The following is a 25,458-nucleotide window of genomic DNA, read 5'->3' as shown; positions in this document are numbered from 1 at the left end:
GCCAGCATAGCCTGCGGCGGTTGTTGCATTAGTATTCGGTCAGATCGCGTTATTCACTCTGCAAGCTCCCTATTACATAACTGCGTAAGTACTCAATGTCAAACGGCTTTGTAAAGAAAGATTTCACACCAAGCGCTCTCGCCTTATCGAGCTTGTCTGGGTCGACAAAGGCGGTAATCATCGCGACTTGCACCGTTTGGTTGAACCGGCGTATCTCCTGCAGCGCTTCGATTCCGTCCATATCCGGCATTTTCAGATCGAGAAGAATGAAGTCTACCTTATAATTTCTCGCAACTTCAATCGCCGTCGTACCATTCGCCGCCTCGTATACTTGTAGTCCCTCTTGCTCGAAGAGCTCCCGCAGCAAAATCCGAATCGCCATTTGATCATCTACGATAAGCACGGATTGCTCTGCACTGCTAGACGCATCACTATGGAGAGCAGGTTGAACTGATGGAGCATTCCTATGAGCCGGAACGGGCTGCATATTGATGTCGCCGAGAGGGCTTCGCTCAATGACCGGCTTATTATTCTCCCGCTGCTTCTGCTTGGCTTTGCGGGCTAAGAGAATAAGTGCAATTGGCAGAAGGATGAGAACATAAATCATAGGAATCTCCCTGTAGTTAATTGTTGACGTCCATCCGTCCAAGCGGACCGTTCGGATTAATAATATCACTTAAATCATACACCGAAATCGGAAAATACGGAAATCCAAACGCATACGGCGTCAGCTCATAGAGCGCAAAATAGACGACGAGAGAGCGATCGGCAACGTAAAACGGTTGATCAGGCCGGATGGATTGGAACGGATCGAGCGTCGCAATTTGGCGCGTTGCGATCTGTGTCCTAATGATATCCGAGAGTCGATTCACATAGTTGCTCCCTGGCTTGAACAGCTCAGCAAGCGAATAGGACTTTCCTGTTGTCGTATCGAACGTAAGCGACTCCTGAAGCGTCAGCCCATGCGCACCACCTGTATACGCATAATTAAACAATGACAGGCTGAGCACGTCCTTCTCGTTCGTCTTCACTTCAAAGTAACCTTGCATCTCTGCTCTTGGATCAGATAGCGAGCCTTGATTCTCAACAAGCTCGCGGACGGTTTGCCGGATCTTGCCGTTTATGCTGTTTCGCGCAGCCGCATTATGCAGCCCGCTGACTACGGGAACCCAAATCTCTGCTTTTGGGAACGTAATCCGCGATGCCTGGACTACAGCCGGAAACTGAAATGCCATGATGGAACACCTGCCTATATAGGTTAATGCTCCATTGTATGCCATTTACCTACTCGATGATTCTGCTCATCTCATGCCAGGCGATTCCGCCATGTGCGGATTTGGAAGGCCCGATATAACGAAACGTAAGTCCTTCATAGAAAGGAATGAGATGCTCCTCGCACATAAGGATAACCGAAGCTAGCTTATCAAGCTCTGCTTGCCGGAGAAGCGCTTCCATTAACGCCTTGCCGATGCCGCTTAACCGCGCTGATGGCGATACGGCCACAGATAGCACGCAAAGGTGTTCACCGCCTGGCTCCGCACGATGCGCGCCTTTGACCTCGTCTTCTTCACAGCTGCTGGCATAAGTGCGTATAGCACAAGCGAGCCCAACAAGCTGTTCATCACTATTCCAAGCAGACCAGAAGTATTGTGGGAAATTCGCCTGACGGAACGTAAACGCCTCGCGGCTGGCCGCCGCTTCAGGTGTGTAGCAAGACAGCTCTAACTTGTGGGCAGCATCCAGCTCATCATGTTCGATAGGTCGGAGCTTTATACCGCTTGCTTGCAAGTTCAATGAGAGGCTCACAGCAGCATTTTCTCCCGTTCCGTCAATCTTCTGCCTTTAATATCGAGCACGAGCTCACCGTTGTTCAGTCCGATAATCCGGTCGGCAAACCGTTCTGCCCAATCCCCTTGATGCATAACTGCAACGACTGAGATCTGCTGGATCTTGCACATCCGCTTCAAGTCAGCAAGAACCTGCTCCGCCGCATGCGGATCAAGTCCTGCTACCGGCTCGTCCGCAAGCAGCGTGGTCGCACCGTGCACGAGCGCTCTGGCGATCGCGACTCGCTGCTGCTCGCCGCCGCTAAGCTTATCACCCTTCTGATGCGCTTTCTCGAGCAAGCCTACTTTCTCAATCATATCCATGGCGCCCATATAATCATCATTGCGTACCATGCCTGTCATTCTGCGCCAGAACGGCGTCTGACCTACAGCGCCGATAAGCACATTCTTCAGCGCCGAACGGTTTGGGATCAGCGACGGTTTCGCTTCGAGATATGCCATCTCGCGGCGAATTTTCATTTTGCCTAAGATGCCTTTCCTCAGAATATCAACGCCATTCACATGGTAAGTTCCGCTTGTCCAGCTCTCTCTCATGGCAAGGCAACGAAGCAGCGTTGATTTGCCGCTTCCACTAGCACCCTTGATGGCGATGAATTCACCTGGTTCTATATTTAAGCTGATTCCCTTTAGCACTTTCGGTCCGCCGGGAATTTGTTTCGTTAACTGACTAACTCTGATCATGATTGGGCTCCTTTATAATTGCGATTGCTGCTGCATCCATTTAACAATTCGTACAAATCTATGAATCTAGTTTAAGGGAAAAAAATAATAGTTTCCATACGAACAAATGTTTGCTATACTGGAAATAAGAACAAGTGTTCTAAACTACTCGCCAATCATAAGGAGGCTGACCATCATGAACAACTGTGAAAATTATCGTTTTATCGAGACGCATCGCCCTTTCAGAGACTTGACGTTTAAATTTTTCTCCAACGGCTCATTGACCATTATTGACAACAGTTCGGAATCGGTTATCAGTCCTCGTGAATTGAAAGGCGCTAGTTATGATTTCTATGTACGTAAGCGGATCGCTTATATTAAGCAGGATCTGACTGCGAAACTTAATAAATATGCTTGAATAAATGCGCTTAGATGTATGTATGTAACAGTCTCTATATGGCTTCGCCAGCGGCAATAGACTTCGCTAACGAGTACATATAGAGACTGATCTCCCTATTACAGCTCGTTTATGGTAATTGCTTATTAATTCCGTTCATACTCGGCGGTCTGTTCGCTTGTTTCTCCGGGCTAATACTGACGTAGTATTGTTTCATTCCGGTTTCCCTGTCGCGGTTCTTACTCTTCGTGTTTCGATTCGTTGGCATCTCTTCATTCACCTCCGGCTACAGTATTTGTAAATTGTTCCAATCCTATTCGATTTGACGGCGAATCCCAAGATGCGGTAGATTGTATCTACATCGAAGTCATCTGGAGAAGGAGCCGTGCCTAAGATGAAACAAACCATTTTATTCGATCTCGATGATACCCTCATTTATTGCAACAAATATTTTTACTTCGTAATTGACCAGTTCACCGATCTAATGACAGATTGGTTCCGCGGTTATAACATTACGGTTGCGGAAATTCGCGACAAGCAAACGGAAATTGATATCGCAGGCGTTCATGTTGTTGGGTTCAAGAGCGATCATTTCCCCCAGTCGTTCGTTGATACGTACCGTCATTTCTCTAACCTTGTCGGCAGACGCACCTCTCCGATCGAAGAGGAGCAGCTGTGGAAGCTTGGTCGCAGCGTTTATGAGCATGAGGTAGAACCTTATCCGCATATGGAGGAGACACTCGAAGAGCTTGCTTCAAGAGGACATGAGCTTCATCTGTACACTGGCGGTGAGTTGCTCATCCAGCAGCGGAAGATTCAACAGATGCAGCTTGAGCGATATTTCGGACCACGTATCTACGTCCGGTCCAAGAAGAACATTGAAGCGATGGAGAGTATTCTGCGTGAAGGCAAATTTAATCGCCCAGATACGTGGATGATCGGCAATTCCATCCGTACTGACGTTATCCCTGCTCTTACGAATGGCATTAATGCCATTCATATGAAGGCTGATTCCGAATGGGCCTACAATATCGTAGGCATTGACGTAGAGCCGAAAGGCGCATTCTTCACACTCAATCAGCTGCGTGACATCCCAACGAGCATATACAGCTACTTGCAGAAGCGCGGTAATTAATGCGCCGCAATGATGCTCGTTCGGCTGTTCCAACCGCTAATGCGCACAAATAAGGCTTGTCCCATTACTAGAGCATATTGCTCCTCTGTAATCGGGACAAGCCTTATTTTCGTTTATGGACTGACGCTATTGTCTCAAGTTGTTTACCATCTTCTCATCCGCCGTCTGACCCACTGCCTCCATAGCAAGCAGTACGGCACCCGCTGCCGGAGGGAGTACCGGCTCTACAACATGGTATGTGCGATTCGATATGCGCTCTAGAGCGTGCGTGAGCTGCGTGCGAACATAATCATCACGAATGACGCTGCCTATGAAAGCGACGTTAATGGACTCTGCTTCGAAGCAAGAGCCGAGAAGCCGTATTCCCGTATCGAGCGCTTGTACTCCGTTATCGCATACTTTTCGCGCGAGCGGACTCCCACTCGCTGCTGCTGCGGTAACAAGCGGCCCCATCAAGCCGAATCGGAGAGTGAGCTCGACATCGTCAGCAATAAATCCGTTGCTGCCAAACTTACTTAGAGCAGCGACATCATCTATCCCCCAGAAGTGAAGGACTTCTTGCACGAATGGTTCGTCCTCAGCTACTCCGTTGCCAGCAATGATCTCATACACCGCGTCAAAAGCTAGAAATCTTGACGCTGTAGGCGCATAGTGACGGAAATCATAGTTGCGAATCTGCCTGCCCGCCTCATTAATAGCGAAGATGATCGAGCCAGTGCCGGATATGTCAACGATGCCCGGCTTGTTCATTAATGCGCCTGAATGGGCAACCACGGCATCGTTCACGATTACTTTAGAACAATCGAGGCCATCGATGTTTAAGAAATCTGCTGCCCATTCGTGATCTTCAACACGATCTAATCCTGCGAAACCTGCCGCGATAGCAATAACCTGATCGAGGCCAACGTTGGCAGCAGTCAGGATACGATTAATCCCGTTCTGTACATGCTGTTTCGCATGTGGATCCTTGCCCGGATTGCAGCAGCCTTCTTCAACATAAGCCAATACATCGCCATTCAAGTTCGCTGCTAACAACCTTGTCGTCGTTCCCCCGCCGTCGATGCCAATTACTACGTTACGAGTCATTGTGTCTCCCCCATGCTAGAATCGCTATTGAGCAGGCTGAAATTGCACGTCGCCAGACGATGAGTCAACTAGAATCAGCTTTCCAGAAACACTCTCTCCGTCTTCGAGCTTGAACGTCGACTTACGTGTCTCTCCGTTCACCGCAAGTGCCTTCGCCATCGCCGCTGTCACCTTCTTACCCTGGTGTTCCTTCCAGATGACAAACTTGCAGCCTTCGCGGAACTTCATACAGCCATAGCCTCGTTTGCCTTCGACGATCTCGCCGCCACACCCCGGTCTAGGGCACGGAGCAATCACTGTCGGCCCGCTGCTCGGAGAAGCTGCTGTCGCTGACTTGCTTGTAGGAGCGGAAGCCGTCGCTTTGCTCGTCTTCTCCTTGCCAGGCGAGGAGCGCGGCTTCTTTTCTCCTGCTTCGCTTGACTTCGCTGCGCCTCGTCCCTTGCCTTTGGCGCTCTTCGAGCCGCCTCTTGCGGACTCAGACTCCGCGAAGACGCTTGCCGCCGCAGGACGCTGCAGCTTCACTTTGCCGACGATCATCTCGGCAAACTGCTTCACCTTCGCAATGAACTGCTCATCGGATGCTTCGCCTCGCGAGATCTGATGGAGCCGCTGCTCCCATCTGCCTGTCATCTCCGGCGAAGCAAGCAGCTCGACGCCAGCACCGCGGATTAGCTCAATCGCAGCGCAGCCCTTCGTCGTAATATCTAGCCGTTTCCCTGCGGTCGTGATATAGCCGACTTGCTTCAGCCGCTCAATGGTCGCAGCTCGCGTCGCTGGCGTGCCAAGTCCCGTCTGCTTCATTGCATCTCGCAGCTCTTCGTCCTCGATGGCCTTGCCCGCGCTCTCCATCGCCTTGAGCAGCGTTCCCTCAGTGAATGCTTTCGGCGGAGTAGTTGCTTTCTCCAGCGCCTCTGCAGCGTCACAGTGGACCGGTTCACCTTGCTTCACAGAGAACGGCCGATCTGTCTCGACGAGCTCATCATCGCCATCATCTGCGCCGTCATCCGTCTTCTTCTTCCCTTTGCCTTTGCTCTTAGCCCCTGTATCCCCATCGTCTGCGCCGCTCAGCACAACCCGCCAGCCAGCTTCGAGCTGTTCCTTCGCTCGTGTACGGAACTGCTCACCTTCGACCTCTGTCAGTACATCATGGTTGTTGTATACCGCAGGCGGATAGTAATGCGACAGGAAACGTCGCACGATCATGTCATAAATGCTCTGCTCTTCCTTGCTTAGAGCACCTGGACGCTTCGGCGTCGGCAGAATCGCATGGTGATCCTCTACTTTTGCCGGATTACACACAGCTTTATTCCCTTTATGCACTCTGCTCCGATCCGCGCCATTAGCCAAATCTGCATAAGGAGTTTGTTTAAGCATGTTAAGAACATTACCCATGACTGGGATATTTTCTTCCGTCACATAGTTAGAGCTTGTCCGCGGATATGTAATCACCTTATGCTTCTCATACAGCGCTTGCGCGATATCCAGTGTCTTCTTCGCCGGATAGCCGAATCTCCCATTTGCTTCGCGCTGCAGCAGCGTCAGATCGTACAGCCGATACGGATATTCCTTCGATTCATTCACCGTATAGCTAATGATCTTCGCCGGCTTGTTCGCAACCTTAGCTGCCAGCTGATCTGCTTGCTCTCGCTTCGTAATTCGATCACCCTGCCAAGCGCCTTTATAGATGAAGTCCTCTTGGCTGAATGTCGCCTGCACGACAAAATATGTCTCACTATCGAAAGCCGTAATTTCTTTATGACGATCATAAAGCAGTGCCAGTACCGGAGTTTGAACCCGCCCGACGGATAGCAGCGTCTTATGACGAATCGTGAACGCTCTCGATGCATTCATGCCTACGAGCCAATCCGCTTCACTGCGCGCTCGTGCAGCACGTGTGAGGGGGTCATAATCTTGATCGCTGCGCAGCGAATCGAACCCACGGCGTATCGTCTCCGGCGTCAAGTCGGAAATCCACAGCCTGTCCGTCGGCTGCGGCATCTTCAAATACTGCCTAATCAAATGAAAAATAAGCTGTCCCTCGCGCCCCGCATCGCATGCATTGACTAAACGGTTGCAGCGCTTCGAGAGCTCTGCAATCATCGTCAGCTGATCCTTCGTGCGCGCGTTCGGCCACAGCTTGAAACGGTCCGGAATGATCGGCAAGTCCTCTGCATTCCACCGTTTATATTTCGGATCGTACTGATCCGGCTCAGCGAGACTGACTAAATGTCCGATCGCCCAAGTGATGATATAGTTCTCGCCTTCCAGATACGATCGTTTATTCTGTGCTCGCGGTTCTACTACAGCAGCAATTGTCCGGCCCATATCGGGTTTCTCTGCAATAATTAACGTCTTCAAACAATCGCCTCTTTACCGTTCATTCAATCATAATTTGGCGAACCATCGTATCCATTATACTGCTCACACCGTTTGACCAGTTTGGATCCTCCGCATATTCCATATTCAGCCATACGAAGGCGTCGTTATTTGCTGGTCGATCGGCACTGATCCGATTAATGGTTTTACATGCGATTCTCGCCGAATCCGCGATTGTTGTATTAAACTCCTGCCAGCTATGGAACACATTAAACGGATTGTTCGCGATATCGCGGGCATTCTTCGAGGTTTTGGGTACAAAAGCTTGCTCCTGCCCTGTGATGGCAAACAGCAGCAGTGGGTGAATATTATTCGCCTTAGCCGCACTTAGTATTGCACTTAAGTACGGTTCTTCTGCAAGAAGTGATGATTTCTTCCTCAGAAATTGGACGAGCTTCGTTTGGTCAACCTCGATATATCGAAGCTCCTTGGGAAGACCGTCTTGCAGCTGCTTTATTTCCGGCTGCTTAGCCTTAATCTCTACCGAGATCGGTTTCATCGGTTGCTTTGCCTCAGAATCAAAAAACGGCAACGAATACGATGCATAATAGCTAAGGATAGCAGCAACAAGCAGCACTGCCATCATTAGAAATTGGCGGGATTTGCCCCTCAGCCCTGTGTTCATCGTGTGCGTATGCGTCAACTCGATCACTTCTGCCAGTAATCCGCTATTCTCAGCTCTAGCAGCTGCTGCTCCAATAACAGCATCCCAAGCTTCCATATTAAGCAATGGATTGCTTATGATATGCTTGGCCTCATCGACAATGCCTCGAAATACGTCCCGCTCTAGCTTCACACCAAGACAACGCTCCGTCCAAACTTGTAGCACCGCAAGAAGCTCCGGTTCGTCTTCGAATGAAAGTGAGAGACAGGCTTCAAATATATGCTTCTCTTGAATAGGCATTTGTTTGCCAGTTGCAATGCTTCTTAGCAGCTCTGTGCTAATCTGACGTTTGTACGCAGCCGGGAAATCCGGCAATTGCCGCTGTACAACACGCTGCATCGCGTCAGCGACGATCTCTGCACGCCGCTCACTTGGCAAGTCGCCATATTTATACTGAACATAATGGCGGATATTATGAATATCTGTCCGTGTGAGCACACCTGCAGCTAGTCCTGTCACGTGGCCATCATCCTCCTGATCGCAGCAATACAATCAGGTACATTTTACCACAAACCGCTAGCGTTAAGAGAGTGCTAGTTTCGCAATTTGAGACTGAATTTCTTCACTCTCGATGTAAGCGCGAATCTGTTCCTTCTCGTCTGATGTGAACTGAAACTCGCAGTCGCAATCCTCGTCAAGCGGAACGATCTGCGCGATGGCACCGCTAAGCGTACAAATGACATAGATCGACATTTCAATCAAGCCTTCTGGTACAGGTGTCTCCTCAGCAACTTCCGCACGCATCACGATGTCAACCCACTGGTTGTTACGGCGCTCTAACCGCGGCTTAAAGGACAGAAATCGCAGCTGTGTTATTGTATCCGCTCCATACTGAATCATATCTCCACCAACACTCCTCTTTATCTATTCGCTAAAAAGAAAGAAAAAGCGCCCGAAGGCGCTTTTGTAATCAGCCGTTACTTATGCAGCTTAATCTTATGGCAGCATGGTTGTTCCCATCAAGTAGCGGTCCACTTCGCGAGCAGCTTCGCGGCCTTCGTTGATTGCCCAAACTACCAAGCTTTGTCCACGGCGCATGTCGCCTGCAGCGAATACTTTGTCTACGCTAGTCTTGTATTGACCGTATGCCGCTTTCACATTCGAACGGCGGTCAGTTTCAAGACCAAGCTTCTGAACCAAAGTTTGCTCAGGTCCGTCGAAGCCAACTGCAATCATAACGAGATCAGCTGGCCATACTTTCTCTGTACCTGGAATTTCGGTATAAATTCTACGACCAGTTTCATCAACTGTACGCTCAATTTGGACCGTATGCAGCTCTTTCAAGTTGCCATTCTCGTCGCCTACGAATTTCTTCGTCAGCACGGAGAATGCACGAGGGTCAGCACCGTACAGAGCTTTCGCCTCTTCTTGAGCGTAATCAAGCGTGTACACGTTCGGGAATTGCGGCCAAGGATTCTTTTCGTTATCACGCACGAGCGGAGCTTTGCCCACTGTACCGAATTGTGTAATCGACTTACAGCCGTGACGAAGCGCTGTTGCTACGCAGTCTGTACCTGTGTCGCCGCCGCCGATAACGATGACGTCTTTATCTTTTGCCGAAATATAGTTGCCATCTTCCAAATTGGAGTCAAGGTAGCTCTTAATTGTACCGTTCAAGTAGTCCATAGCAAGATGAACACCATTCAGGTCACGGCCTGGAATATCCACTTCGCGAGCTTTCGTCGCACCGCCACAAAGAACGATTGCGTCGAACTCATTCATCAGCTGCTCAGCAGGCACGTTGCCGCCAACTTCAGCATTCGTAACGAAGCTAATGCCTTCCGCTTCCATCAGGTCAACGCGGCGTTGAACGACTTTCTTATCGAGCTTCATCGTCGGAATACCGTATGTCAGCAAGCCACCAATGCGGTCTGCACGCTCGTAAACCGTTACTGTGTGACCAGCTTTGTTCAATTGTGCAGCAGTAGCCATGCCAGCGGGACCGGAGCCAACAACTGCAACCTTCTTGCCTGTACGCATTAGCGGCGGCTGTGGTACAACCCAGCCTTCCTCGAAGCCTTTGTCGATAATCGACTGTTCGATCGTCTTAATAGTAACCGCATCGCCGATCAGAGCGATTGTACAAGAGCCTTCGCACGGTGCCGGGCAAACACGACCTGTAAATTCAGGGAAATTGTTCGTTTTGTGCAAACGATCCAGCGCTTCACGCCATAGGCCGCGGTAGATCAAGTTATTCCATTCCGGAATGAGGTTATTCACTGGACAGCCGGAAGCACCGCCCGACAATTCCATACCTGTATGACAATAAGGCGTTCCGCAATCCATGCAGCGCGCGCCTTGGGTTCTCAATTGATCATCGCTAAAATGTTTATGAAATTCTTCCCAATCCTTAATCCGTTCAAGCGGATCGCGATCTGCCGGCAGCTCGCGTTTGTAGTCCATAAAACCTGTAGGTGTAGACATGACTGCTTTTCCTCCATCCATTTTCCCATTCCGAATGTTGCATATCTCTCTAAAACTATATCGGGAATCAGTCTATTATTCAATATCAAACTTTCCCATTATAAACCTGATTAACTATTCTCATTATCGTAGCAAGCAGGCTCATCACTATAAATGGATTTTCCGTACAATCATTTGCACTTTATCACATATTGTACGGCATTTCAATTCCTTACATACGTTACGATCTCGAAGTCATATGCATTTTTCTCATCTTTTGCATATGGCTCACGGCTCATAACAGACCACTCACCTAAGGAAAATTCCGGGAAATGCGCATCACCTGCGACATCCGCTTCCACCTCAGTCAACAGCAGCTTGTCTGCATATGGAAGGAACTGCTTATAAATCTCCGTCCCGCCTATAACCATCAGCTCATCGTTATTCCCAGAATCGGCGCTATACTTCGTAAGGGCCTCTTCAATCGAGTGAACAACTTCACAGCCTTCCGGCGCAAAGTCATGACTCCGCGTCAAAATAATATTTCGACGTTTCGGAAGCGGACGCGATCCGAATGATTCAAACGTTTTGCGCCCCATAATGACCGTCCGGCCAAGAGTCGAACGGCGAAAATGAGCCATTTCGGCAGGCAGATGCCACGGCATTCCATTATCAACACCAATAACTCTACCCTGTGCCATTGCGGCGATCATCGTAATTGTCATGTTCGAGAACTCGGTCCCTTCTTAGATCGCGACTTCCGCTTTGATCGTTGGATGATGCTGATAGTTTACGATCTCGAAATCATCGTATTCGTAATCAAAGATCGAGTCCGGTTTCCTTTTAATATGAAGAGTTGGCAATGGGAACGGCTCACGCGTCAGCTGAAGCTCGACCTGTTCAATATGATTGCTGTATATATGAACATCTGCGCCGGAATAAATAAACTCGCCGACTTCCAAATCACATTGCTGTGCAATCATATGCGTTAGAAGAGCATACTGTGCAATGTTGAACGGCAGGCCAAGGAATGTATCCGAGGAGCGCATCGTCAGCATGCAGGACAGCTTGCCACCCGCGACATAGAATTGGAATACGAAGTGGCACGGCGGCAGCTTCATATTATCGATCTCCGAAACGTTCCATGCGCTAACGATATGGCGACGGGAATCGGGATTGCGCTTGATCGAATCGACAACAGCTGTGATTTGATCAATCTTGCGGCCATCCGACGTCTCCCAAGCGCGCCACTGCGAGCCATACACAGGACCGAGGTCGCCGTTCTCGTCGGCCCATTCATTCCAAATCCGAACGCCGTTCTCCTGCAGATAACGCACGTTCGTATCGCCTTTCAAGAACCAGAGCAGCTCATGAATAATGGATTTCATATGCACTCGCTTCGTCGTAACGAGAGGGAAGCCTTTGCTTAAATCGAACCGAAGCTGGCGCCCGAACACGGACTTCGTCCCAGTCCCCGTCCGGTCTTCTTTCTCAACACCGTTCTCAAGCACATCGCGAAGCAAGTCTAGATAAGCTCTCACTTGACGTCAAACCCCTTCCTCTTAACAATACCTATCCCAAGATTATACCATTTATTTGCCCTTTTGTCTGTCCTGTTTTCGCTGCATTCGTAGTTCGTAGCGATCAGGCGCAGACGCATGAAGCTGCTTCTCTTCTTCGGTCTCTGGGACGATTGCTCGGACTCTAGTCGGCTTCCCCTTCTCATCAAGCGCAACAAAGGTGAAGAATGCAGTGACTGCCGTTTTCCGCTCGCCTGTATACACATTCTCCGTTTGTACTTTAACGTAGATCTCCATCGAGCTCTTATGCGTCCAGGTTACGAATGCTTCAACATCAATCATATCGCCAACCTTTATCGGTGCAACAAAATCAAGGCTGTCCGTCGACGCTGTCACGACAGGACCGCGTGCATGGCGCATACTTGCAATCGCAGCGATTTTGTCCATGTACTCCATCACCTTACCGCCGAACATCGTACCATGATAATTCGTATCGAGCGGGAAAATAAGCTGCATCATCGTCGATCTCGATTCACTCGTGAATTTGCTGCCTGTATCTGTTGACATGTAGCTGCACCACCTTGCTATAGAATGAATGAGAAGAAGAGTAATTTATGTAGAAAAGAGGCCCGCTGCAGTGAGCTGCGGCGCGACCTCTTCTTGTATCAAATGAAGCTTATTATTTGGAGATTGCGTGGATCGGGTGACCTAGCGCAACTTCAGCTGCGTCAAGTACGATCTCGCCAAGCGTTGGGTGAGCATGAATCGTCAGGGCGATATCTTCAAGTGTTGCGCCCATTTCAATCGCAAGACCAAGCTCTGCGATCATGTTAGAAGCTTCGATACCAGCGATTTGCGCACCAAGCACAAGACCGTTATCCGCATCCGCAATGATTTTCACGAAGCCTTCGTTCGCGCCAAGGGACAACGCGCGTCCGTTGATGTTGAACGGGAACTTGCCAACCTTCACGTTGTAGCCTTTCTCCTTCGCTTCCTTCTCGCTGTAGCCTACGCTCGAGAGCTCTGGATCGGAGAAGACCACAAGTGGAATGCACTTGTAGTCGATCTTGCTTGGTTGTCCCGCAATCGCTTCAGCAGCAACGCGACCTTCGTACATCGCTTTGTGCGCAAGCGCTGGGCCTGCAACGATGTCGCCGATTGCGAAGATGTGTGGAATGCTAGTGCGGCATTGCTCATCAACCTCGATCATGCCACGGTCAGTCATTTTTACGCCGATCATATCAAGGCCAAGCTCACCATCCGTATTCGGACGACGGCCAACCGTAACGAGCAGGTAATCTGCTGTTACTGTCTTATCTTCGCCATTAACGGTGTATGTTACAGTAACGTCATTCTCTGTTTGAACAGCGCTCTTCGCTTGTGCGCCAGTTACGATTTCCGCTTTGGACGCTTTCAGCTTCTTCGCTACGAGTGCAGACATGTCGCTGTCGAAGCCGGGAAGGATCGAATCCGAGCCTTCAACTACAGTAACTTGCGTGCCGAAGCGAGCGTACATTTGGCCAAGCTCTACACCGATGTAGCCGCCGCCGATAACGACGAGGCTCTTCGGAATTTCAGGCAGGCTAAGTGCTTCTGTCGAAGACACGATGCGGCCGCTGTACGGGAATGCTTTCAGCTCGATTGGACGCGAGCCAGTTGCGATAATGCAGTTCTTGAAGCGGTAACGAGGTGCTTCTTGTTCATTGAATACACGAGCTTCGTTCTCGTTAATGAACATCACTTCGCCGCTGAAGAATTGGATCTTATTTGCTTTGAGCAGGGCGCCAACGCCGCCAGTCAATTTCTTAACGACGCCGTTCTTGAACTCCTGCACTTTGCTCCATTCCACTTTCACATCGGATGCCGTGATACCGAAGGAAGATGCGTGGCCAATGGATTCATATTGGTGCGACGCGGAAATTAGCGCCTTGGAAGGGATGCAGCCTACGTTCAAGCACACACCGCCAACATATTGTTTATCTACAACGAGCACGCTTTGACCAAGCTGTGCGGCACGAATTGCTGCCACATAGCCACCAGGGCCTGCGCCGATAACGAGCAAATCAATATCTAGAGAAGCATCTCCTACTACCATCGTTTTAGACCTCCATTACAAGTAATTGCGGATCAGCAAGCAGCTGTTTAATGTAGTTCATGAAGTTTTGAGCTGTTGCGCCGTCGATGAGGCGGTGGTCAAAACTCAGGGAAAGAGCCATTACGGAAGCAGCGACGATTTGTCCATTCTTCACAACCGGCTTCTCGGATATACGGCCAGTACCCAGAATCGCAACTTCAGGGAAGTTGATAACTGGTGTAAAGAACATCCCGCCTGCGGAACCGATGTTCGTAATGCTAATTGTGCTGCCCTTCATTTCAGCTGGCGTCAGCTTGCCGTCGCGGCCGCGTGTAGCCAAGTCTTTAATGGAATCAGCTACCATCCACACATTCTTACGGTCAGCATCGTGGATAACAGGAACGATCAAGCCGTTGTCTGTATCTGTAGCGATACCGATGTTGTAGAACTTCTTGTAGACGATCTCTTGCTTCTCTTCATCGAGCATCGCATTCATGATCGGGAACTGACGGCATGCCGCTACGAGTGCTTTCACGATGAATGGCAGGTAAGTCAGCTTAACGCCTTTCTTCTCTGCAAGAGGCTTCGCTTTCGTACGAAGCTCAACAAGTGCCGTTACATCAACTTCGTCCATAATTGTAACGTGAGGAGCCGTGTACATCGACTTCACCATTGCGTTCGCAATCGCTTTGCGGATGCCTTTGAACGGTACGCGCTCTTCAACGCGGTCGTGGGCAACTTGCACAGTTGTTGCTGGAGCACTAGCTTTCGCTTCGCTTGCTGCCGGTGCTTCAACCGCTGCGCCTGCTGCTGCAAGTGCCGCTGAGCCGCCGCCTGCTGCGAATGCGTTGATATCTTCACGAGTGATGCGGCCGTTCTTGCCCGAGCCCGCAACTGTTGAAATATCTACGCCTTTCTCACGAGCGTATTTGCGCACGCTTGGCGTTGCAAGTACAAGACCGCCAGCTGCTTTCGCAGGAGCTGGCGATGCTGCCGGAGCTGCAGGTGCAGCCGGAGCCGCTGCTTGTGCTGGCGCAGGTGCCGCTGCTGGAGCTGCCGCAGCCGGAGCTGCATTGCTATGGCTGTCACCGGCTGGAGCCGCTTGCTCAGGAAGTTCGCCCTCCGCGTCGATAATCGCAACGATATCGCCGACGTGGCATACTTGACCGTCCTTCACGAGCACTTCAAGCACTTTGCCGTTTACAGGACAAGGAACTTCTACGATCGCCTTGTCATTCTGCACTTCCATGATAATATCTTCATCCGTTACCGTAGCACCAGGCGTAATGTGCATTTTGACGATTTCGCCTTCATGCAGTCCTTCGCCGAGCTCTGGGAAACGATATTCGAATTTTGCCACGTTCCGTGACCTCCTTCACAACCTGATGTCTATGATTAAAAGTTCATCACTTGATTAACAGCCTTAACAATCCGTGCCGGATTTGGCAGCCAAGCATCTTCAACTTGCGCGAACGGATACACCGTATCTGGACCAGCTACGCGGAGTACTGGCGCTTCCAGGTGGAGAATCGCGTTCTCGTTGATTTGAGCAATGATTTCTGCTGCTGCACCGGACGTTTTTTGTGCTTCTTGCACAACGATCGCACGGTTTGTTTTTTTAATCGAAGTTACGATTGTCTCGATATCAAGTGGAAGCAACGTACGAAGGTCGATAACTTCAGCCTTCACGCCGCTCTTCTCGAGCTCTTCAGCTGCTTTAACCGCAGTGTGAACCATCAGGCCGTAAGCGATAATCGTCACATCGGAACCTTCACGAACGACGTTCGCTTTACCGATCTCGATTGTGTACGCCTCTTCAGGCACATCTTGACGGAATGCATGGTACAAGTTCAGGTGCTCCATGAAGAATACAGGGTCGTTGTCGCGGATTGCCGCTACAAGCAGACCTTTCGCATCGTACGGGTTGGAAGGCACGATAACCTTGATACCAGGCGTTTGGATTGCCAAGCCTTCGAGCGAATCCGTGTGCAGCTCAGCCGCTTTAACGCCGCCGCCGAAAGGCGTACGGAATACGATTGGCGAGTTGTAACGGCCGCCAGAGCGGTAACGCATACGCGCTGCTTGGATGAACATTTGGTCCATCGCTTCATAGATGAAGCCGACGAATTGGATTTCCGCAACTGGACGGAAACCTTGAAGTCCCATACCTACTGCCATACCTGCGATTGCAGATTCAGCAAGCGGCGTATCAAATACGCGGTCTTCGCCGAACTCTCCTTGAAGTCCTTCAGTCGCACGGAATACGCCGCCGACCTTACCGACGTCTTCACCGAAGACGTACACGTTCGGGTCATTCTTCAGCTCCACGCGCATTGCATCGCGGATCGCTTCTTTCATATTCATTTGAGCCATTGTCGCGAGTTCCTCCTTAGCTTGCTTTACGTTGTCATCCCATTATTGAAAATCGGCTTTTTGCGCTTCCAGGTGTGCCGGTGTATGTTCGAACATGGAGTCGATCAAGCCGTTCACTGTCATTTTCTCTGTTTGTTCTGCTTTCTTGATGTGCTCGTTCACAGTCGCTTTCGCTTCTTCTTTCACACGAGCTGTATCTTCCTCGGTCCACAGACCTTTCTTCTCCAGGAACTTCGCGAAACGAGTGATTGGATCTTTCAGCACCCACTCCGCTTCTTCGTCCTTCGTACGGTACTTCGAAGTGTCATCCGCCATGGAATGCGGACGGAAACGGTAAGTCAGCATCTCGATCAGCGTCGCGCCTTCGCCGTTACGGCCGCGTTCTGCTGCTTCTTGTACTGCTTTAATAACGGCAAGAACGTCCATGCCGTCAATTTGAATGCCGCGGATACCTGCAGCTACTGCTTTATGAGCTACGGACAATGCGCCAGTTTGCTTCGAGTAAGGAGTTGTGATCGCATAGCCGTTATTTTGTACTACATAAATAACTGGGAGCTTAAACACGCCGGCAAAGTTCATGCCTTCGTAGAAATCGCCCTCGGAAGAGCCGCCGTCACCTGTATAAGTGATCGCTACGCGCTTCTCGCCTTTTTTCTTGAATGCCATTGCAACGCCTGTTGCGTGCAAGATTTGTGCGCCGATGATGATTTGTGGCATCAATACGTGCACATCTGCTGGAATTTGACCGCCGTGCTGGTGACCGCGGGAATATAGGAATGCTTGATAGAGCGGAAGTCCGTGCCATACGATCTGTGGCATATCACGGTAGCCCGGGCAAACGAAATCATCTTTATTCAGGGCGTACTCACTACCGACCATCGAAGCTTCTTGACCGGAAACAGGAGCGTAGAATCCTAGACGTCCTTGTCTTCCCAAGTTAACTGCACGCTCATCCCATGTGCGTGTGAAAACCATACGATACATAATTTCTTTCAATTGCTCATCCGACAAATTCGGCATCATCGCTTCATTGACGATTTCTCCTTCTGGGGACAGAACAGAAAGTGGAGTTACAGGCTCCGTCTGAACTTCGTAAGGCAGCTTGCTCATATTGTTCACCTCAGTTGAATATTTGAAAAAACGAGTATCTCTGTTATAGAATGATTATAAACCTGTTTAACCGAAATGGTCAAAGCATAAAACTGTATAAACCGTTGTATTTTGCAACATTTCATCTATCAGCCTGCTAAATTGTATATGTAACAGAACTATCAATGTACTAGTACAGGATAATACAACTGAGGCAGAATAGGAAACACTTGTAAAATCTGCATTGAACCGCCTCCCTTTTGTTTACCCACAACACGTACAAACCATGCAAGGACAAAGGAGTTTTATTCATGACTGATGCACGTTATTTGAAGAGAACGATCGTGAAGGATGTTATTTCTAGTCAAAATTTGCCGGAAGTTCAGCGGAATCTACGCATCTATCTGCCGCCGGGCTACAACGAGCTGCTCAGCTATCCTGTCGTCTACTGTCAGGACGGCGAACAATTCTTTAACTTCGGACGTATAGCAACTACAGCGAACCAGCTCATTCTCGATGAAGGAATCGAACCGTTCATTATAGTAGGCGTCGAGGTCGACCTCGCGCACCGTACGGCAGAGTATGCACCGAATGGTGATCGCCATAAGGGTTATGTCGCTTTCTTCGGAGATGAACTTATTCTATATATCGAGTCCAAGTATCCAGCTAGACGGGAGAAGAGCGCTCGTATTCTTGCAGGCGATTCGTTAGGCGGAACTGTAAGTCTTCATATCGCACTCTCCTATCCGGATTTGTTCGATCAAGTTATTTCCTTGTCTGGCGCCTTTTATCCCGCTTCACGTGCAATCGTCGAGATAGCTCCTGATCTTAGTCAGCTATCTCTGTTCATGATCGTAGGCTTGCAAGAAACTGCATTTAAATCCGATAGTGATACAGTCTATGATTTCGTGGCAATTAACCGCGAGATGAGAGCGATACTAGAGCGCAAAGGAGCTCGTATCGCGTACAGTGAGCACAATGGCGATCACGTGTGGGGCTTCTGGCAGCAGCATATCCCGGATGCTCTTCGTACTTTTTTGCACGCAGAGGCTTAAGCTGGCACGAAATGAAAGAGGACCGTACTCCCAACTCGGGAATACGGTCCTTTTCTACTTCAACGTCTATGTAAGCTCGCTTTGCTCCGCACCGATTCGCTCAATCAGCCTCGCGCAGCCTTCGGATACCAGTCCATACACTTCTTCGAAATTACCAGTGTAATACGGGTCCGGCACATCCTTACTCGCCTGCTCTGGCAATAAATCCATAAATTTAAACACCTTCGCATGACCGTCCGACTTGTTGCCGAACAGCTGGCGCACATCACGCTCATTGTTCCTGTCCATACAGATGATATAGTCATACGATTGATAATCCTGTATGAGCACCTGTCTAGCACGCATGCCTGAATACGAGATGCCATACTCGTCAAGCAGCTTCCGTGTGCCTTCATGAGGTGGCTTGCCAAGATGCCAATCGCCCGTCCCGGCCGAATCAGCTGTGATGCGATCCTCCAGATGTTTTTCCTTCAATTGATGCCGAAATACGGCTTCTGCCATCGGCGAGCGGCAAATGTTGCCCAGACATACAAACAATACGTTAATCATGTTGATTCCTCTCGACTTGCTCTTGATTTGCTGCGGCGGCTCTCTTCTCATCGGTATGAACGGATTGAGCTAGCGCATATTTCAACGACCGGCGCGGCAAGCGCCAGTTATAGTGAACAGATAGCATGCGGAAAACAATGACGATCACGAACAAAATAAGCAGCTGCGCCGGTGTATGGAACCAGCCTAAGCTGATGACAGCACCTGCCGCCATTGCCCACACGGCATAGATCTCGTCCCTCAATACAAGCGGCTTCCGCCCAGCCAGCACATCACGGATCATACCGCCGCCAATCCCCGTCAGCATCGCTGCCACCATCACAGCACTAAGTGGATACTTACCCGTTGCATACAGCGCCCCTTGAATGGCAAAGGCAGATAACCCGATAGCATCGAAGAACGCTTCACTCTTCTTCCACGTTTTGAGCCATTTGACTGGTAGAAAAAATGCGACTGTCATAGCGACGACTGCTGTCTTCAGCAGCATCCCCTGTGTCCATATCGTCGGAATTGGAACGCCTATGAGCAGATTTCGAATGACCCCTCCGCCAAAAGCAGTAACTAGACCAAGCACGTACACACCCAAAATATCATACTCTTCTTCCATCGCAACGATGGCTCCACTCACGGCGAACGCTATCGTCCCTATAATGCTGAATACCGTGAAAATATCCATGTCCATCTGAATATTCATCTCATGATGCCCCCGCGTGTCTCCCCGATTCATAATCCTTACTCATTGTAGCCGCGGTCTTCGTATACTTCAAGCATTACCTTCATTCATTATGACCGAATATCAGCTAGTCAACGCATGGCAATCGGAAGTATACTGGCTAAAGCGAAATCAGTGTAACGTAGATTCTAGATTGAAAGGCTGGCAGGTGAAGCAAATGGAGCTTAAACGAATCGTTATTTTTACCGGTGGTCGTCTGGGCAAATGGGCGCTCAATATAATTGAGGATGGCGATCTATTGATCGGTGCGGACGCGGGGGCGCTCTTCCTCGCAGAGAATGGGTATGAACCGAATATCTCGCTTGGCGATTTCGACTCAGTGACGCAAGGACAGCTTGCATTCATCCGCGAGATGAGTGATGAAACCCTTGATTACGATCCGATTGATAAAGATTACACCGATACGGAGCTTGCTTGGCGTCTCGCCTTGTCTCGAAATCCGCAGCAGATCATAATGGTTGGCGCGCTCGGAACTCGCTTCGATCACTCGCTCGCGAATGTGCATCTGCTTCGAATGGCTCAGCAACAAGGCATATCCGCCGCGATTATTGACGAGCATAACTGTATCCAGCTAGCATCTACAGGAATACTTAATGTCCTTAACAAAGGCTATACTTACATATCACTGCTACCTCTAACTGAACAAGTGACAGGCATCACATTGACTGGATTCCAGTATCCGTTACAAGAGGCAACGCTTGAAATCGGCCAATCGCTCGGAATTAGCAATAAGCTGCTTGGTGAACAAGGTTCGATTGAACTGCGAGATGGCCTGTTGCTTGTGATTGGGAGTCGCGACTAATTGTAAATAGAGAAACAGCCAGTTCCACCGCGCTATTGCGTGGGAGCTGGCTGTTTTGTTTATCGTTATCCCTCCTGTTCCTCCGAAGGTGTGACAATCGCAAGCCCCGGCACATATTTCCGTTTCATCTGATGACGCACTTTGCGGTTCTCCTTGGATTCGAACACAATATCCATATCGTATTCGCCTTCTGGATATAGCTGCTTGCTTGGAATATAGAGCGACAGCCGTTTGCGATTGAAGGTCATCTTCGTCTTCTGCACTTGAACGATGACATCCCCACGTTCATTGGCTGGCTGATAGACAATCCCGGTTCGCTTCAGCGGATAGATCCATACGCAATCTCCGACTTCAAAAGGTTTCTTAGCCCCTTCTTGTGGCTCCTCATTCGATTGAGCTTTCGGACGCTTTACTTTGTTCTCTCTCTCAGGAGCAAGCTTCCACTCTTTTCCCTCTAGTGCAAACTCATCCTCGGCCTCTGTCGAATCCCCCGCAGCAGCGGAGGCAGCAGCTCGCGCTGTCGCCTTCAGCCGCTCTTCGGCACGCTGAACAACCTTCTCCGGCAAGCCGAACCGTCTTGCAATGGCAAGTGCATAACTGTCCCCTGCCTCGCCGACTTCTAGCTGATAGATCGGTTTCAACGTCTCTGCGTCGAATGCCATCCGCGCATTCGTACAGCCTTTCGTGCGAGCAGCGAATCGTTTAATTTCGTTAAAATGTGTCGTGGCTGCGACGAGCGAACCCCGCTGGAGCAGCTCTTCAAGAACAGCAATGGCGAGCGCAATGCCTTCGCCCGGGTCCGTTCCGGCTGCAAGCTCATCGAGTAGAATAAGCGATCTTGCATTTGCACTCCGAAGCATTTCGCTAAGGCAGTCCATATGAGCGGAGAACGTGCTGAGCGACTGCTCGATGCTCTGACCGTCGCCGACATCGGCCTGAATCGACTGGAAAAGGCCGAGTTCAGTACCAGGCTGTGCCGGTATCAGTAGGCCCGATTGTGTCATAAGCGCAAACAATCCAATCGTCTTGAGGGCGACCGTCTTGCCGCCTGTATTAGGCCCAGTGATAATAAGCTGGCGCCAATCGCCGCCGATTTCAACGGTAAGCGGCACAGCCTTCTCTCCCAACAGTGGATGGCGAGCTCCAACGAGCCGCACATAAGGCTTCTCAGCGATTGCTGCTGCAATGCCATTATAAGTACGACCCAGCTTCCCTCTAGCGAATATGAAATCAAACGATGCCATCGCTTCAACATTCCATTTCAGCTTATAGCCTTGTTCCTCTGCGAGATCGGACAGTTGTGACAATATGGCCGTGCGCTCCCGCTCCTCCTCTGACTTCCACATCTGCCACTCTACTTGAAGATCGGCAACGTCGACCGGCTCAACGAACAATGTCTGACCGCTTGCCGATTCGTCCCAAACCGTGCCCGGCACTTGCTTGCGCAGCTCACGTTTCACGGGAAGAACGAAATGCCCATTCCTTTTACTGACTAGTGGATCTTGCAGCGCAGACTTGTATTTGCCTAGCAGCTGGTTCAACTTGCGCTCAATCCGATCCTCTGCAGCAGCAAGATGTCTGCGAATATCGCCTAATTCAGGCGATGCCTGATCGGTCAGCACACCGTGCCGAATGCAACGGTCAAGTTCTTGCAATAGCTCTGGGCAGTCATGCATCGAATCGGCGTAGCTGCTAATCGTTGGAGCTGTCATCTGCTTGCTTGCCATGTACCTCTTCATCTGTGCGACTGAAGTAAGCCATACGGCTAGGTTGCCAAGCTCGAGCTCGGAGTAGATTTTGCCTTTGCCGAGCAGCGCCATGAAAGCTTCCATCCCCTCCATCGCCGAGATCGGCACGCTTGCTCCGGTTGCGAGCAATCGAACAGCCTCTGCCGTCTCCGTCAACCACGCACTAACCTGGCCTGCTTGCGCGCTTGGCTCATGCCTCTCTGCGAGTGCTTTTCCCGGACCTGAGACCGTATAGGAAAGCAGCATCGCTTTAATTTTATCGAATTCTAATTTCGTCATTGTGCGGTTATTCATGATTAATGATCCATCCTTCGTCTATTAGATTGTGAACATAAAAAAACAGGGATGAGTAGCGCATCACGCTTCCCATCCCTGTCTCAAGTTGACGGAAAATCCCCATTGACTCTCAACCTGCGATCAGGCAGATTGAATACAATGAAAAAAGCGTGCTCCAAGAGCACGCTAATTTACCGTCCAGCAGGCGGAAATTGTCATGTTCTTAACTCATTGGTCGGCGTAAGCATGACAACTTCACGATGAAATAAACTTACGGATAAACCGCAAATTTAGAACAACACACAAAAGTTGTTTCTGCCAAACGCCACTTGAAGCACTTGAGGCTCCAAGTCTTATCCAATTTAGAAGTTAAGAACCATAACCCGCATTAAAATTTCCCCTTACTGCATAAAGTTATTTTTAATATAGCTTTCCAGCCACTCAGAAGTCAAGCGGACAATCGCCTATCCATATGATTATACGATAAGAGTCATACCAGTCCGAGCAAATGTCACACCTTCTGGCAGCGCATAATGATGTGCGAGATCAATATCATGCGACATATGCGTCAGCATGGTTCTACCTGGCCCAAGCTCCTGAATGAGCTCCAGCGCCTCTGTCACATCGTACACCGATCTCGACTCAAACGGAAACTGTTCCTTGTAGAAGCTCGTTCCGATGATAAGCAGATCCAGCTCCGCGAGCGGCACAAGTTCCTCGCCTTGAAGCGCAATCGAATCCGAGCAGTACGCGAACGCTCGGCCAGAAGCCAGATGGCTGAAACGGAATGCATAAGCATGTCCGTTCTTGCCATGATTCACGCGCCAGCAGAGCACTTCCCATCCGCCAAACTGCATCAAACCTTCAATCGGAAGAAAATCAATTTGGTTCGATATCCATGGGAATTGGCGCTTGATCGCTTCAATGACATCAGGCATCGCATACGCCCGTCCTCTTCGTCCAAGCCATCTATTCATATCCGCCCACTCCGGCAGTCCGCCAATGTGGTCGAAATGCGCATGTGTAATCAGCATCGTATCGATCTGCCGAAGCGATGCCGTCTCCATCTGGCTGCGCCAATCCGGACCGCAGTCGATGAGCATCGTGCCGAACTCTTCGTCTGCCAAATGGACGAGCGAGCGAAATCGGCGATTTAGCCCGCTTCCTCTCGCTTCTTCACAGACAGCACAAGAGCAATAAACGCGTGGAACCCCCATAGAATCACCTGTTCCCCAGAAGGTGATAGATAGGGTCATGATGATCACTCCTTTGAGTAGACAAGCCTCCGCCTACAGAGGAAGGAGTGCGATTGTTGTCTTTTTCTTTAGCTGCTCCATCATGGCATACCATTCATCCGGCTTAATCGGTAGCGCAGAATAGTAGGTTGTTAGAAAATCAGTCACGAGCGATGCCGGGAGCTCCGTTCTGTCCTCGTCCTGTGGCAGGAAGCAAAAGTCCAAGCCGCCGACAGCTGCGCCGTCCTCTTCCCAAGACGGATGTACATATGGGAAATCAAGTCGCATATAACCGATATGCGACAGCACCTCGCGACGGACAAACGGGCTCATTGGGTAGATGCCGCCGAAATCTGACTGCGCAAGCGCTGGGTTATAAATCTCCGCGAACATGCCGAGTGATTCCGTCTCGCTCGCTGCCGCCAAGCGCGCCAGATCAGCGCTTCTGTTCTTCATCAGGAAACGGCCGATGCCAAGACCTGGGCGACCAATAATCGTGAAATCCGTCATCGCTACGCGAAGCTTCTGATAGTAACGATATTCAGTTGTGCCGACCACCTGACCCTCATGTACCGCTACGTACACATGGATGCTGTCATCCTGCAGCGGACCTTCCCATTTCTCAAAGGCATACACTTCTTCAGGAGGGAAAACCGTTTCAAGTAGCTTGTGCATGCTGGCAAACAGCGGATCATGAATGGATATTATACGGATATAGTCCATTGTTCAATACATCCTCTCGACAGGTAGATTAGGTTATAAAAGGATTGCGCCATTCCATCAAAGCAGCATAATTGCAGGATTCTTCATCTTCCAAATAATTGTCCGCAACACCGACCGGCATCCGGCCACACCTAAGCAGGAATGAGATGACAGGATCATTGAACTTCCCTTCGATAACCCCCTGCAAGTATTGCGCCGCAGATACTTCATCCTTCACTTTATTATAGCTTGGCATCCGTCCGCCTCCCAGCAAACGAGTGAGCCGAAGGTGAATGACGACGTCATACATGGAGAGCATAAGCCACTTGCCGATGCCGGCTTTGCGCAGCTCCGGAATGACGCACAGATCTACGACATAGAGCGTAGAGCCTTGCGGATTGTGATTCGTTATATAACCGCCGCTTGTGATGGACTGCCAGCTGTGATCAGCTTGCAACTGCTCGTCACTTACTCGAAGCGCAGTCATCGAACCGATGAGCTTGCCGCCCATCTCTGCGCATATTGCACCTTCCGGAAACAGCGCAGTATGCTGCTTGAGTTGTTCCTCATTCCACCACAGCTCGGATGGGAATGGCGGCGGGAAGCTGACCCGCTGGATCTCAATCATGCCTTCAATATCGGCAGCCGTATAATTGCGAATGACAATCTCGATGGGCTTGCCGTTCAAGTAGACGACTAACGATTTACGCATCTCGCTAAAGACTCCCTCCTGT

General features: G+C 50.1%; 27 protein-coding genes. 4 read left to right on the top strand and 23 right to left on the bottom strand.

All coding sequences use genetic code 11. The features are described 5' to 3' along the window. Positions 1–49: 49 nt before the first annotated feature. The 4 genes from BMY11_RS04755 to BMY11_RS04740 are packed head-to-tail and all read right to left on the bottom strand — an operon-like array spanning position 50 to position 2,528. Entirely contained in the window at positions 50–607 is a 558-nt protein-coding gene (locus BMY11_RS04755; RefSeq protein WP_090573285.1) for a response regulator, read from the bottom strand. A 16-nt stretch (positions 608–623) separates the two neighbouring features. After that, on the bottom strand, positions 624–1,235 hold the full coding sequence (locus BMY11_RS04750) for a DUF3298 and DUF4163 domain-containing protein (RefSeq protein ID WP_090573284.1): 612 nt from the start codon (positions 1,233–1,235) through the stop codon (positions 624–626). 49 nt (positions 1,236–1,284) lie between these two features. Continuing rightward, positions 1,285–1,806 carry a GNAT family N-acetyltransferase gene (locus tag BMY11_RS04745; RefSeq protein WP_177182493.1) on the bottom strand — a complete coding sequence of 174 codons (522 nt, stop codon included), beginning with the start codon at positions 1,804–1,806 and terminating at the stop codon, positions 1,285–1,287. Next, complete coding sequence (locus BMY11_RS04740) at positions 1,803–2,528, bottom strand: phosphonate ABC transporter ATP-binding protein (RefSeq protein ID WP_090573282.1); 726 nt, start codon at positions 2,526–2,528, stop codon at positions 1,803–1,805. Before BMY11_RS04740 ends, BMY11_RS04745 begins: the two co-directional genes overlap by 4 nt. Positions 2,529–2,703: 175 nt before the next feature. Between BMY11_RS04740 and BMY11_RS04735 the strand changes: the two genes are divergently transcribed. After that, a complete protein-coding gene (locus BMY11_RS04735; protein WP_090573281.1) occupies positions 2,704–2,925 on the top strand; it encodes a hypothetical protein in 222 nt (73 codons plus the stop codon). Positions 2,926–3,034: 109 nt separating this feature from the next. On the opposite strand, the gene BMY11_RS28725 is transcribed toward BMY11_RS04735, so the two are convergent. Continuing rightward, positions 3,035–3,172 carry a hypothetical protein gene (locus BMY11_RS28725; protein WP_177182492.1) on the bottom strand — a complete coding sequence of 46 codons (138 nt, stop codon included), beginning with the start codon at positions 3,170–3,172 and terminating at the stop codon, positions 3,035–3,037. Positions 3,173–3,298: 126 nt separating this feature from the next. Between BMY11_RS28725 and BMY11_RS04730 the strand changes: the two genes are divergently transcribed. Next, positions 3,299–4,039: an HAD family hydrolase gene (locus BMY11_RS04730; RefSeq protein ID WP_090573280.1), complete on the top strand. Its 741-nt coding sequence runs from the start codon at positions 3,299–3,301 to the stop codon at positions 4,037–4,039. 126 nt (positions 4,040–4,165) lie between these two features. On the opposite strand, the gene BMY11_RS04725 is transcribed toward BMY11_RS04730, so the two are convergent. The 12 genes from BMY11_RS04725 to pdhA all read right to left on the bottom strand — a co-directional run bounded on the left by BMY11_RS04725 (position 4,166) and on the right by pdhA (position 17,645). Then, positions 4,166–5,125, bottom strand: a complete 960-nt coding sequence (locus tag BMY11_RS04725; protein ID WP_090573279.1) for a BadF/BadG/BcrA/BcrD ATPase family protein — start codon at positions 5,123–5,125, stop codon at positions 4,166–4,168. A gap of 24 nt (positions 5,126–5,149) precedes the next feature. Further along, positions 5,150–7,483: a type IA DNA topoisomerase gene (locus BMY11_RS04720; protein ID WP_090573278.1), complete on the bottom strand. Its 2,334-nt coding sequence runs from the start codon at positions 7,481–7,483 to the stop codon at positions 5,150–5,152. 19 nt (positions 7,484–7,502) lie between these two features. Further along, complete coding sequence (locus BMY11_RS04715) at positions 7,503–8,624, bottom strand: glucosaminidase domain-containing protein (RefSeq protein WP_090573277.1); 1,122 nt, start codon at positions 8,622–8,624, stop codon at positions 7,503–7,505. A gap of 63 nt (positions 8,625–8,687) precedes the next feature. Continuing rightward, positions 8,688–9,005 carry a hypothetical protein gene (locus BMY11_RS04710; protein ID WP_090573276.1) on the bottom strand — a complete coding sequence of 106 codons (318 nt, stop codon included), beginning with the start codon at positions 9,003–9,005 and terminating at the stop codon, positions 8,688–8,690. A gap of 96 nt (positions 9,006–9,101) precedes the next feature. Then, positions 9,102–10,589 (bottom strand): glutamate synthase subunit beta, encoded by a 1,488-nt coding sequence (locus tag BMY11_RS04705; RefSeq protein WP_090573275.1) that lies wholly within the window; start codon positions 10,587–10,589, stop codon positions 9,102–9,104. A 203-nt stretch (positions 10,590–10,792) separates the two neighbouring features. Next, entirely contained in the window at positions 10,793–11,293 is a 501-nt protein-coding gene (locus tag BMY11_RS04700) for a dihydrofolate reductase (RefSeq protein WP_090573274.1), read from the bottom strand. Positions 11,294–11,314: 21 nt separating this feature from the next. Continuing rightward, positions 11,315–12,109, bottom strand: coding sequence for a thymidylate synthase (gene thyA, locus BMY11_RS04695; RefSeq protein ID WP_090573273.1), 795 nt, complete (start codon positions 12,107–12,109; stop codon positions 11,315–11,317). A gap of 51 nt (positions 12,110–12,160) precedes the next feature. Then, entirely contained in the window at positions 12,161–12,655 is a 495-nt protein-coding gene (locus tag BMY11_RS04690) for an acyl-CoA thioesterase (RefSeq protein ID WP_090573272.1), read from the bottom strand. A gap of 112 nt (positions 12,656–12,767) precedes the next feature. Continuing rightward, positions 12,768–14,183 carry a dihydrolipoyl dehydrogenase gene (gene lpdA / locus BMY11_RS04685; protein WP_090573271.1) on the bottom strand — a complete coding sequence of 472 codons (1,416 nt, stop codon included), beginning with the start codon at positions 14,181–14,183 and terminating at the stop codon, positions 12,768–12,770. A 4-nt stretch (positions 14,184–14,187) separates the two neighbouring features. Next, positions 14,188–15,522 (bottom strand): dihydrolipoamide acetyltransferase family protein, encoded by a 1,335-nt coding sequence (locus BMY11_RS04680; protein WP_090573270.1) that lies wholly within the window; start codon positions 15,520–15,522, stop codon positions 14,188–14,190. Between the two features lie 35 nt (positions 15,523–15,557). Then, a complete protein-coding gene (locus BMY11_RS04675) occupies positions 15,558–16,535 on the bottom strand; it encodes an alpha-ketoacid dehydrogenase subunit beta (RefSeq protein WP_090573269.1) in 978 nt (325 codons plus the stop codon). Between the two features lie 42 nt (positions 16,536–16,577). Continuing rightward, the gene (pdhA, locus tag BMY11_RS04670; protein ID WP_090573268.1) at positions 16,578–17,645 is read right to left on the bottom strand and encodes a pyruvate dehydrogenase (acetyl-transferring) E1 component subunit alpha; all 1,068 of its coding nucleotides are present in this window, start codon (positions 17,643–17,645) and stop codon (positions 16,578–16,580) included. Between the two features lie 290 nt (positions 17,646–17,935). Here pdhA and BMY11_RS04665 point away from each other — a divergent pair, with 290 nt between their 5' ends. After that, on the top strand, positions 17,936–18,679 hold the full coding sequence (locus BMY11_RS04665) for an alpha/beta hydrolase (protein WP_090573267.1): 744 nt from the start codon (positions 17,936–17,938) through the stop codon (positions 18,677–18,679). A 66-nt stretch (positions 18,680–18,745) separates the two neighbouring features. Here BMY11_RS04665 and BMY11_RS04660 read toward each other — a convergent pair whose 3' ends face one another. Then, complete coding sequence (locus BMY11_RS04660; protein WP_090573266.1) at positions 18,746–19,228, bottom strand: low molecular weight protein-tyrosine-phosphatase; 483 nt, start codon at positions 19,226–19,228, stop codon at positions 18,746–18,748. Then, entirely contained in the window at positions 19,221–19,904 is a 684-nt protein-coding gene (locus BMY11_RS04655; protein ID WP_090573539.1) for a trimeric intracellular cation channel family protein, read from the bottom strand. Before BMY11_RS04655 ends, BMY11_RS04660 begins: the two co-directional genes overlap by 8 nt. A gap of 214 nt (positions 19,905–20,118) precedes the next feature. Between BMY11_RS04655 and BMY11_RS04650 the strand changes: the two genes are divergently transcribed. Beyond that, positions 20,119–20,763 carry a thiamine diphosphokinase gene (locus BMY11_RS04650; protein ID WP_090573265.1) on the top strand — a complete coding sequence of 215 codons (645 nt, stop codon included), beginning with the start codon at positions 20,119–20,121 and terminating at the stop codon, positions 20,761–20,763. A gap of 65 nt (positions 20,764–20,828) precedes the next feature. Here the strand turns inward: BMY11_RS04650 and BMY11_RS04645 are convergent, their stop codons facing one another. The 4 genes from BMY11_RS04645 to BMY11_RS04630 all read right to left on the bottom strand — a co-directional run bounded on the left by BMY11_RS04645 (position 20,829) and on the right by BMY11_RS04630 (position 25,436). After that, positions 20,829–22,805, bottom strand: a complete 1,977-nt coding sequence (locus BMY11_RS04645) for an endonuclease MutS2 (protein WP_090573264.1) — start codon at positions 22,803–22,805, stop codon at positions 20,829–20,831. A 458-nt stretch (positions 22,806–23,263) separates the two neighbouring features. Next, positions 23,264–24,043 (bottom strand): MBL fold metallo-hydrolase, encoded by a 780-nt coding sequence (locus BMY11_RS04640; protein ID WP_090573263.1) that lies wholly within the window; start codon positions 24,041–24,043, stop codon positions 23,264–23,266. 33 nt (positions 24,044–24,076) lie between these two features. After that, positions 24,077–24,745: a GNAT family acetyltransferase gene (locus BMY11_RS04635; RefSeq protein WP_090573262.1), complete on the bottom strand. Its 669-nt coding sequence runs from the start codon at positions 24,743–24,745 to the stop codon at positions 24,077–24,079. Between the two features lie 28 nt (positions 24,746–24,773). Continuing rightward, entirely contained in the window at positions 24,774–25,436 is a 663-nt protein-coding gene (locus tag BMY11_RS04630; RefSeq protein ID WP_090573261.1) for a GNAT family N-acetyltransferase, read from the bottom strand. Positions 25,437–25,458 lie beyond the last annotated feature (22 nt).

Source organism: Paenibacillus sp. OV219, assembly GCF_900110075.1.
Lineage (GTDB): Bacteria > Bacillota > Bacilli > Paenibacillales > Paenibacillaceae > Paenibacillus_Z.
The sequence above is the reverse complement of the archived record's forward strand: the minus strand, read 5'-3'. Positions and strand labels throughout refer to the sequence as shown.

Bases quoted from the DNA above. Each gene is read 5' to 3' on its own strand.
- BMY11_RS04640 (WP_090573263.1), bottom strand. From the start codon at position 24,043: ATGACCCTATCTATCACCTTCTGGGGAACAGGTGATTCTATGGGGGTT.
- BMY11_RS04735 (WP_090573281.1), top strand. From the start codon at position 2,704: ATGAACAACTGTGAAAATTATCGTTTTATCGAGACGCATCGCCCTTTC.
- BMY11_RS04675 (WP_090573269.1), bottom strand. From the start codon at position 16,535: ATGGCTCAAATGAATATGAAAGAAGCGATCCGCGATGCAATGCGCGTG.
- BMY11_RS04635 (WP_090573262.1), bottom strand. From the start codon at position 24,745: ATGGACTATATCCGTATAATATCCATTCATGATCCGCTGTTTGCCAGC.
- BMY11_RS04755 (WP_090573285.1), bottom strand. From the start codon at position 607: ATGATTTATGTTCTCATCCTTCTGCCAATTGCACTTATTCTCTTAGCC.
- BMY11_RS04660 (WP_090573266.1), bottom strand. From the start codon at position 19,228: ATGATTAACGTATTGTTTGTATGTCTGGGCAACATTTGCCGCTCGCCG.
- pdhA (WP_090573268.1), bottom strand. From the start codon at position 17,645: ATGAGCAAGCTGCCTTACGAAGTTCAGACGGAGCCTGTAACTCCACTT.
- BMY11_RS04690 (WP_090573272.1), bottom strand. From the start codon at position 12,655: ATGTCAACAGATACAGGCAGCAAATTCACGAGTGAATCGAGATCGACG.
- BMY11_RS04710 (WP_090573276.1), bottom strand. From the start codon at position 9,005: ATGATTCAGTATGGAGCGGATACAATAACACAGCTGCGATTTCTGTCC.
- BMY11_RS04725 (WP_090573279.1), bottom strand. From the start codon at position 5,125: ATGACTCGTAACGTAGTAATTGGCATCGACGGCGGGGGAACGACGACA.
- BMY11_RS04740 (WP_090573282.1), bottom strand. From the start codon at position 2,528: ATGATCAGAGTTAGTCAGTTAACGAAACAAATTCCCGGCGGACCGAAA.
- BMY11_RS28725 (WP_177182492.1), bottom strand. From the start codon at position 3,172: ATGCCAACGAATCGAAACACGAAGAGTAAGAACCGCGACAGGGAAACC.
- BMY11_RS04650 (WP_090573265.1), top strand. From the start codon at position 20,119: ATGGAGCTTAAACGAATCGTTATTTTTACCGGTGGTCGTCTGGGCAAA.
- BMY11_RS04655 (WP_090573539.1), bottom strand. From the start codon at position 19,904: ATGGATATTTTCACGGTATTCAGCATTATAGGGACGATAGCGTTCGCC.
- BMY11_RS04750 (WP_090573284.1), bottom strand. From the start codon at position 1,235: ATGGCATTTCAGTTTCCGGCTGTAGTCCAGGCATCGCGGATTACGTTC.
- BMY11_RS04700 (WP_090573274.1), bottom strand. From the start codon at position 11,293: ATGACAATTACGATGATCGCCGCAATGGCACAGGGTAGAGTTATTGGT.
- BMY11_RS04630 (WP_090573261.1), bottom strand. From the start codon at position 25,436: ATGCGTAAATCGTTAGTCGTCTACTTGAACGGCAAGCCCATCGAGATT.
- BMY11_RS04665 (WP_090573267.1), top strand. From the start codon at position 17,936: ATGACTGATGCACGTTATTTGAAGAGAACGATCGTGAAGGATGTTATT.
- lpdA (WP_090573271.1), bottom strand. From the start codon at position 14,183: ATGGTAGTAGGAGATGCTTCTCTAGATATTGATTTGCTCGTTATCGGC.
- BMY11_RS04645 (WP_090573264.1), bottom strand. From the start codon at position 22,805: ATGAATAACCGCACAATGACGAAATTAGAATTCGATAAAATTAAAGCG.
- BMY11_RS04705 (WP_090573275.1), bottom strand. From the start codon at position 10,589: ATGTCTACACCTACAGGTTTTATGGACTACAAACGCGAGCTGCCGGCA.
- BMY11_RS04730 (WP_090573280.1), top strand. From the start codon at position 3,299: ATGAAACAAACCATTTTATTCGATCTCGATGATACCCTCATTTATTGC.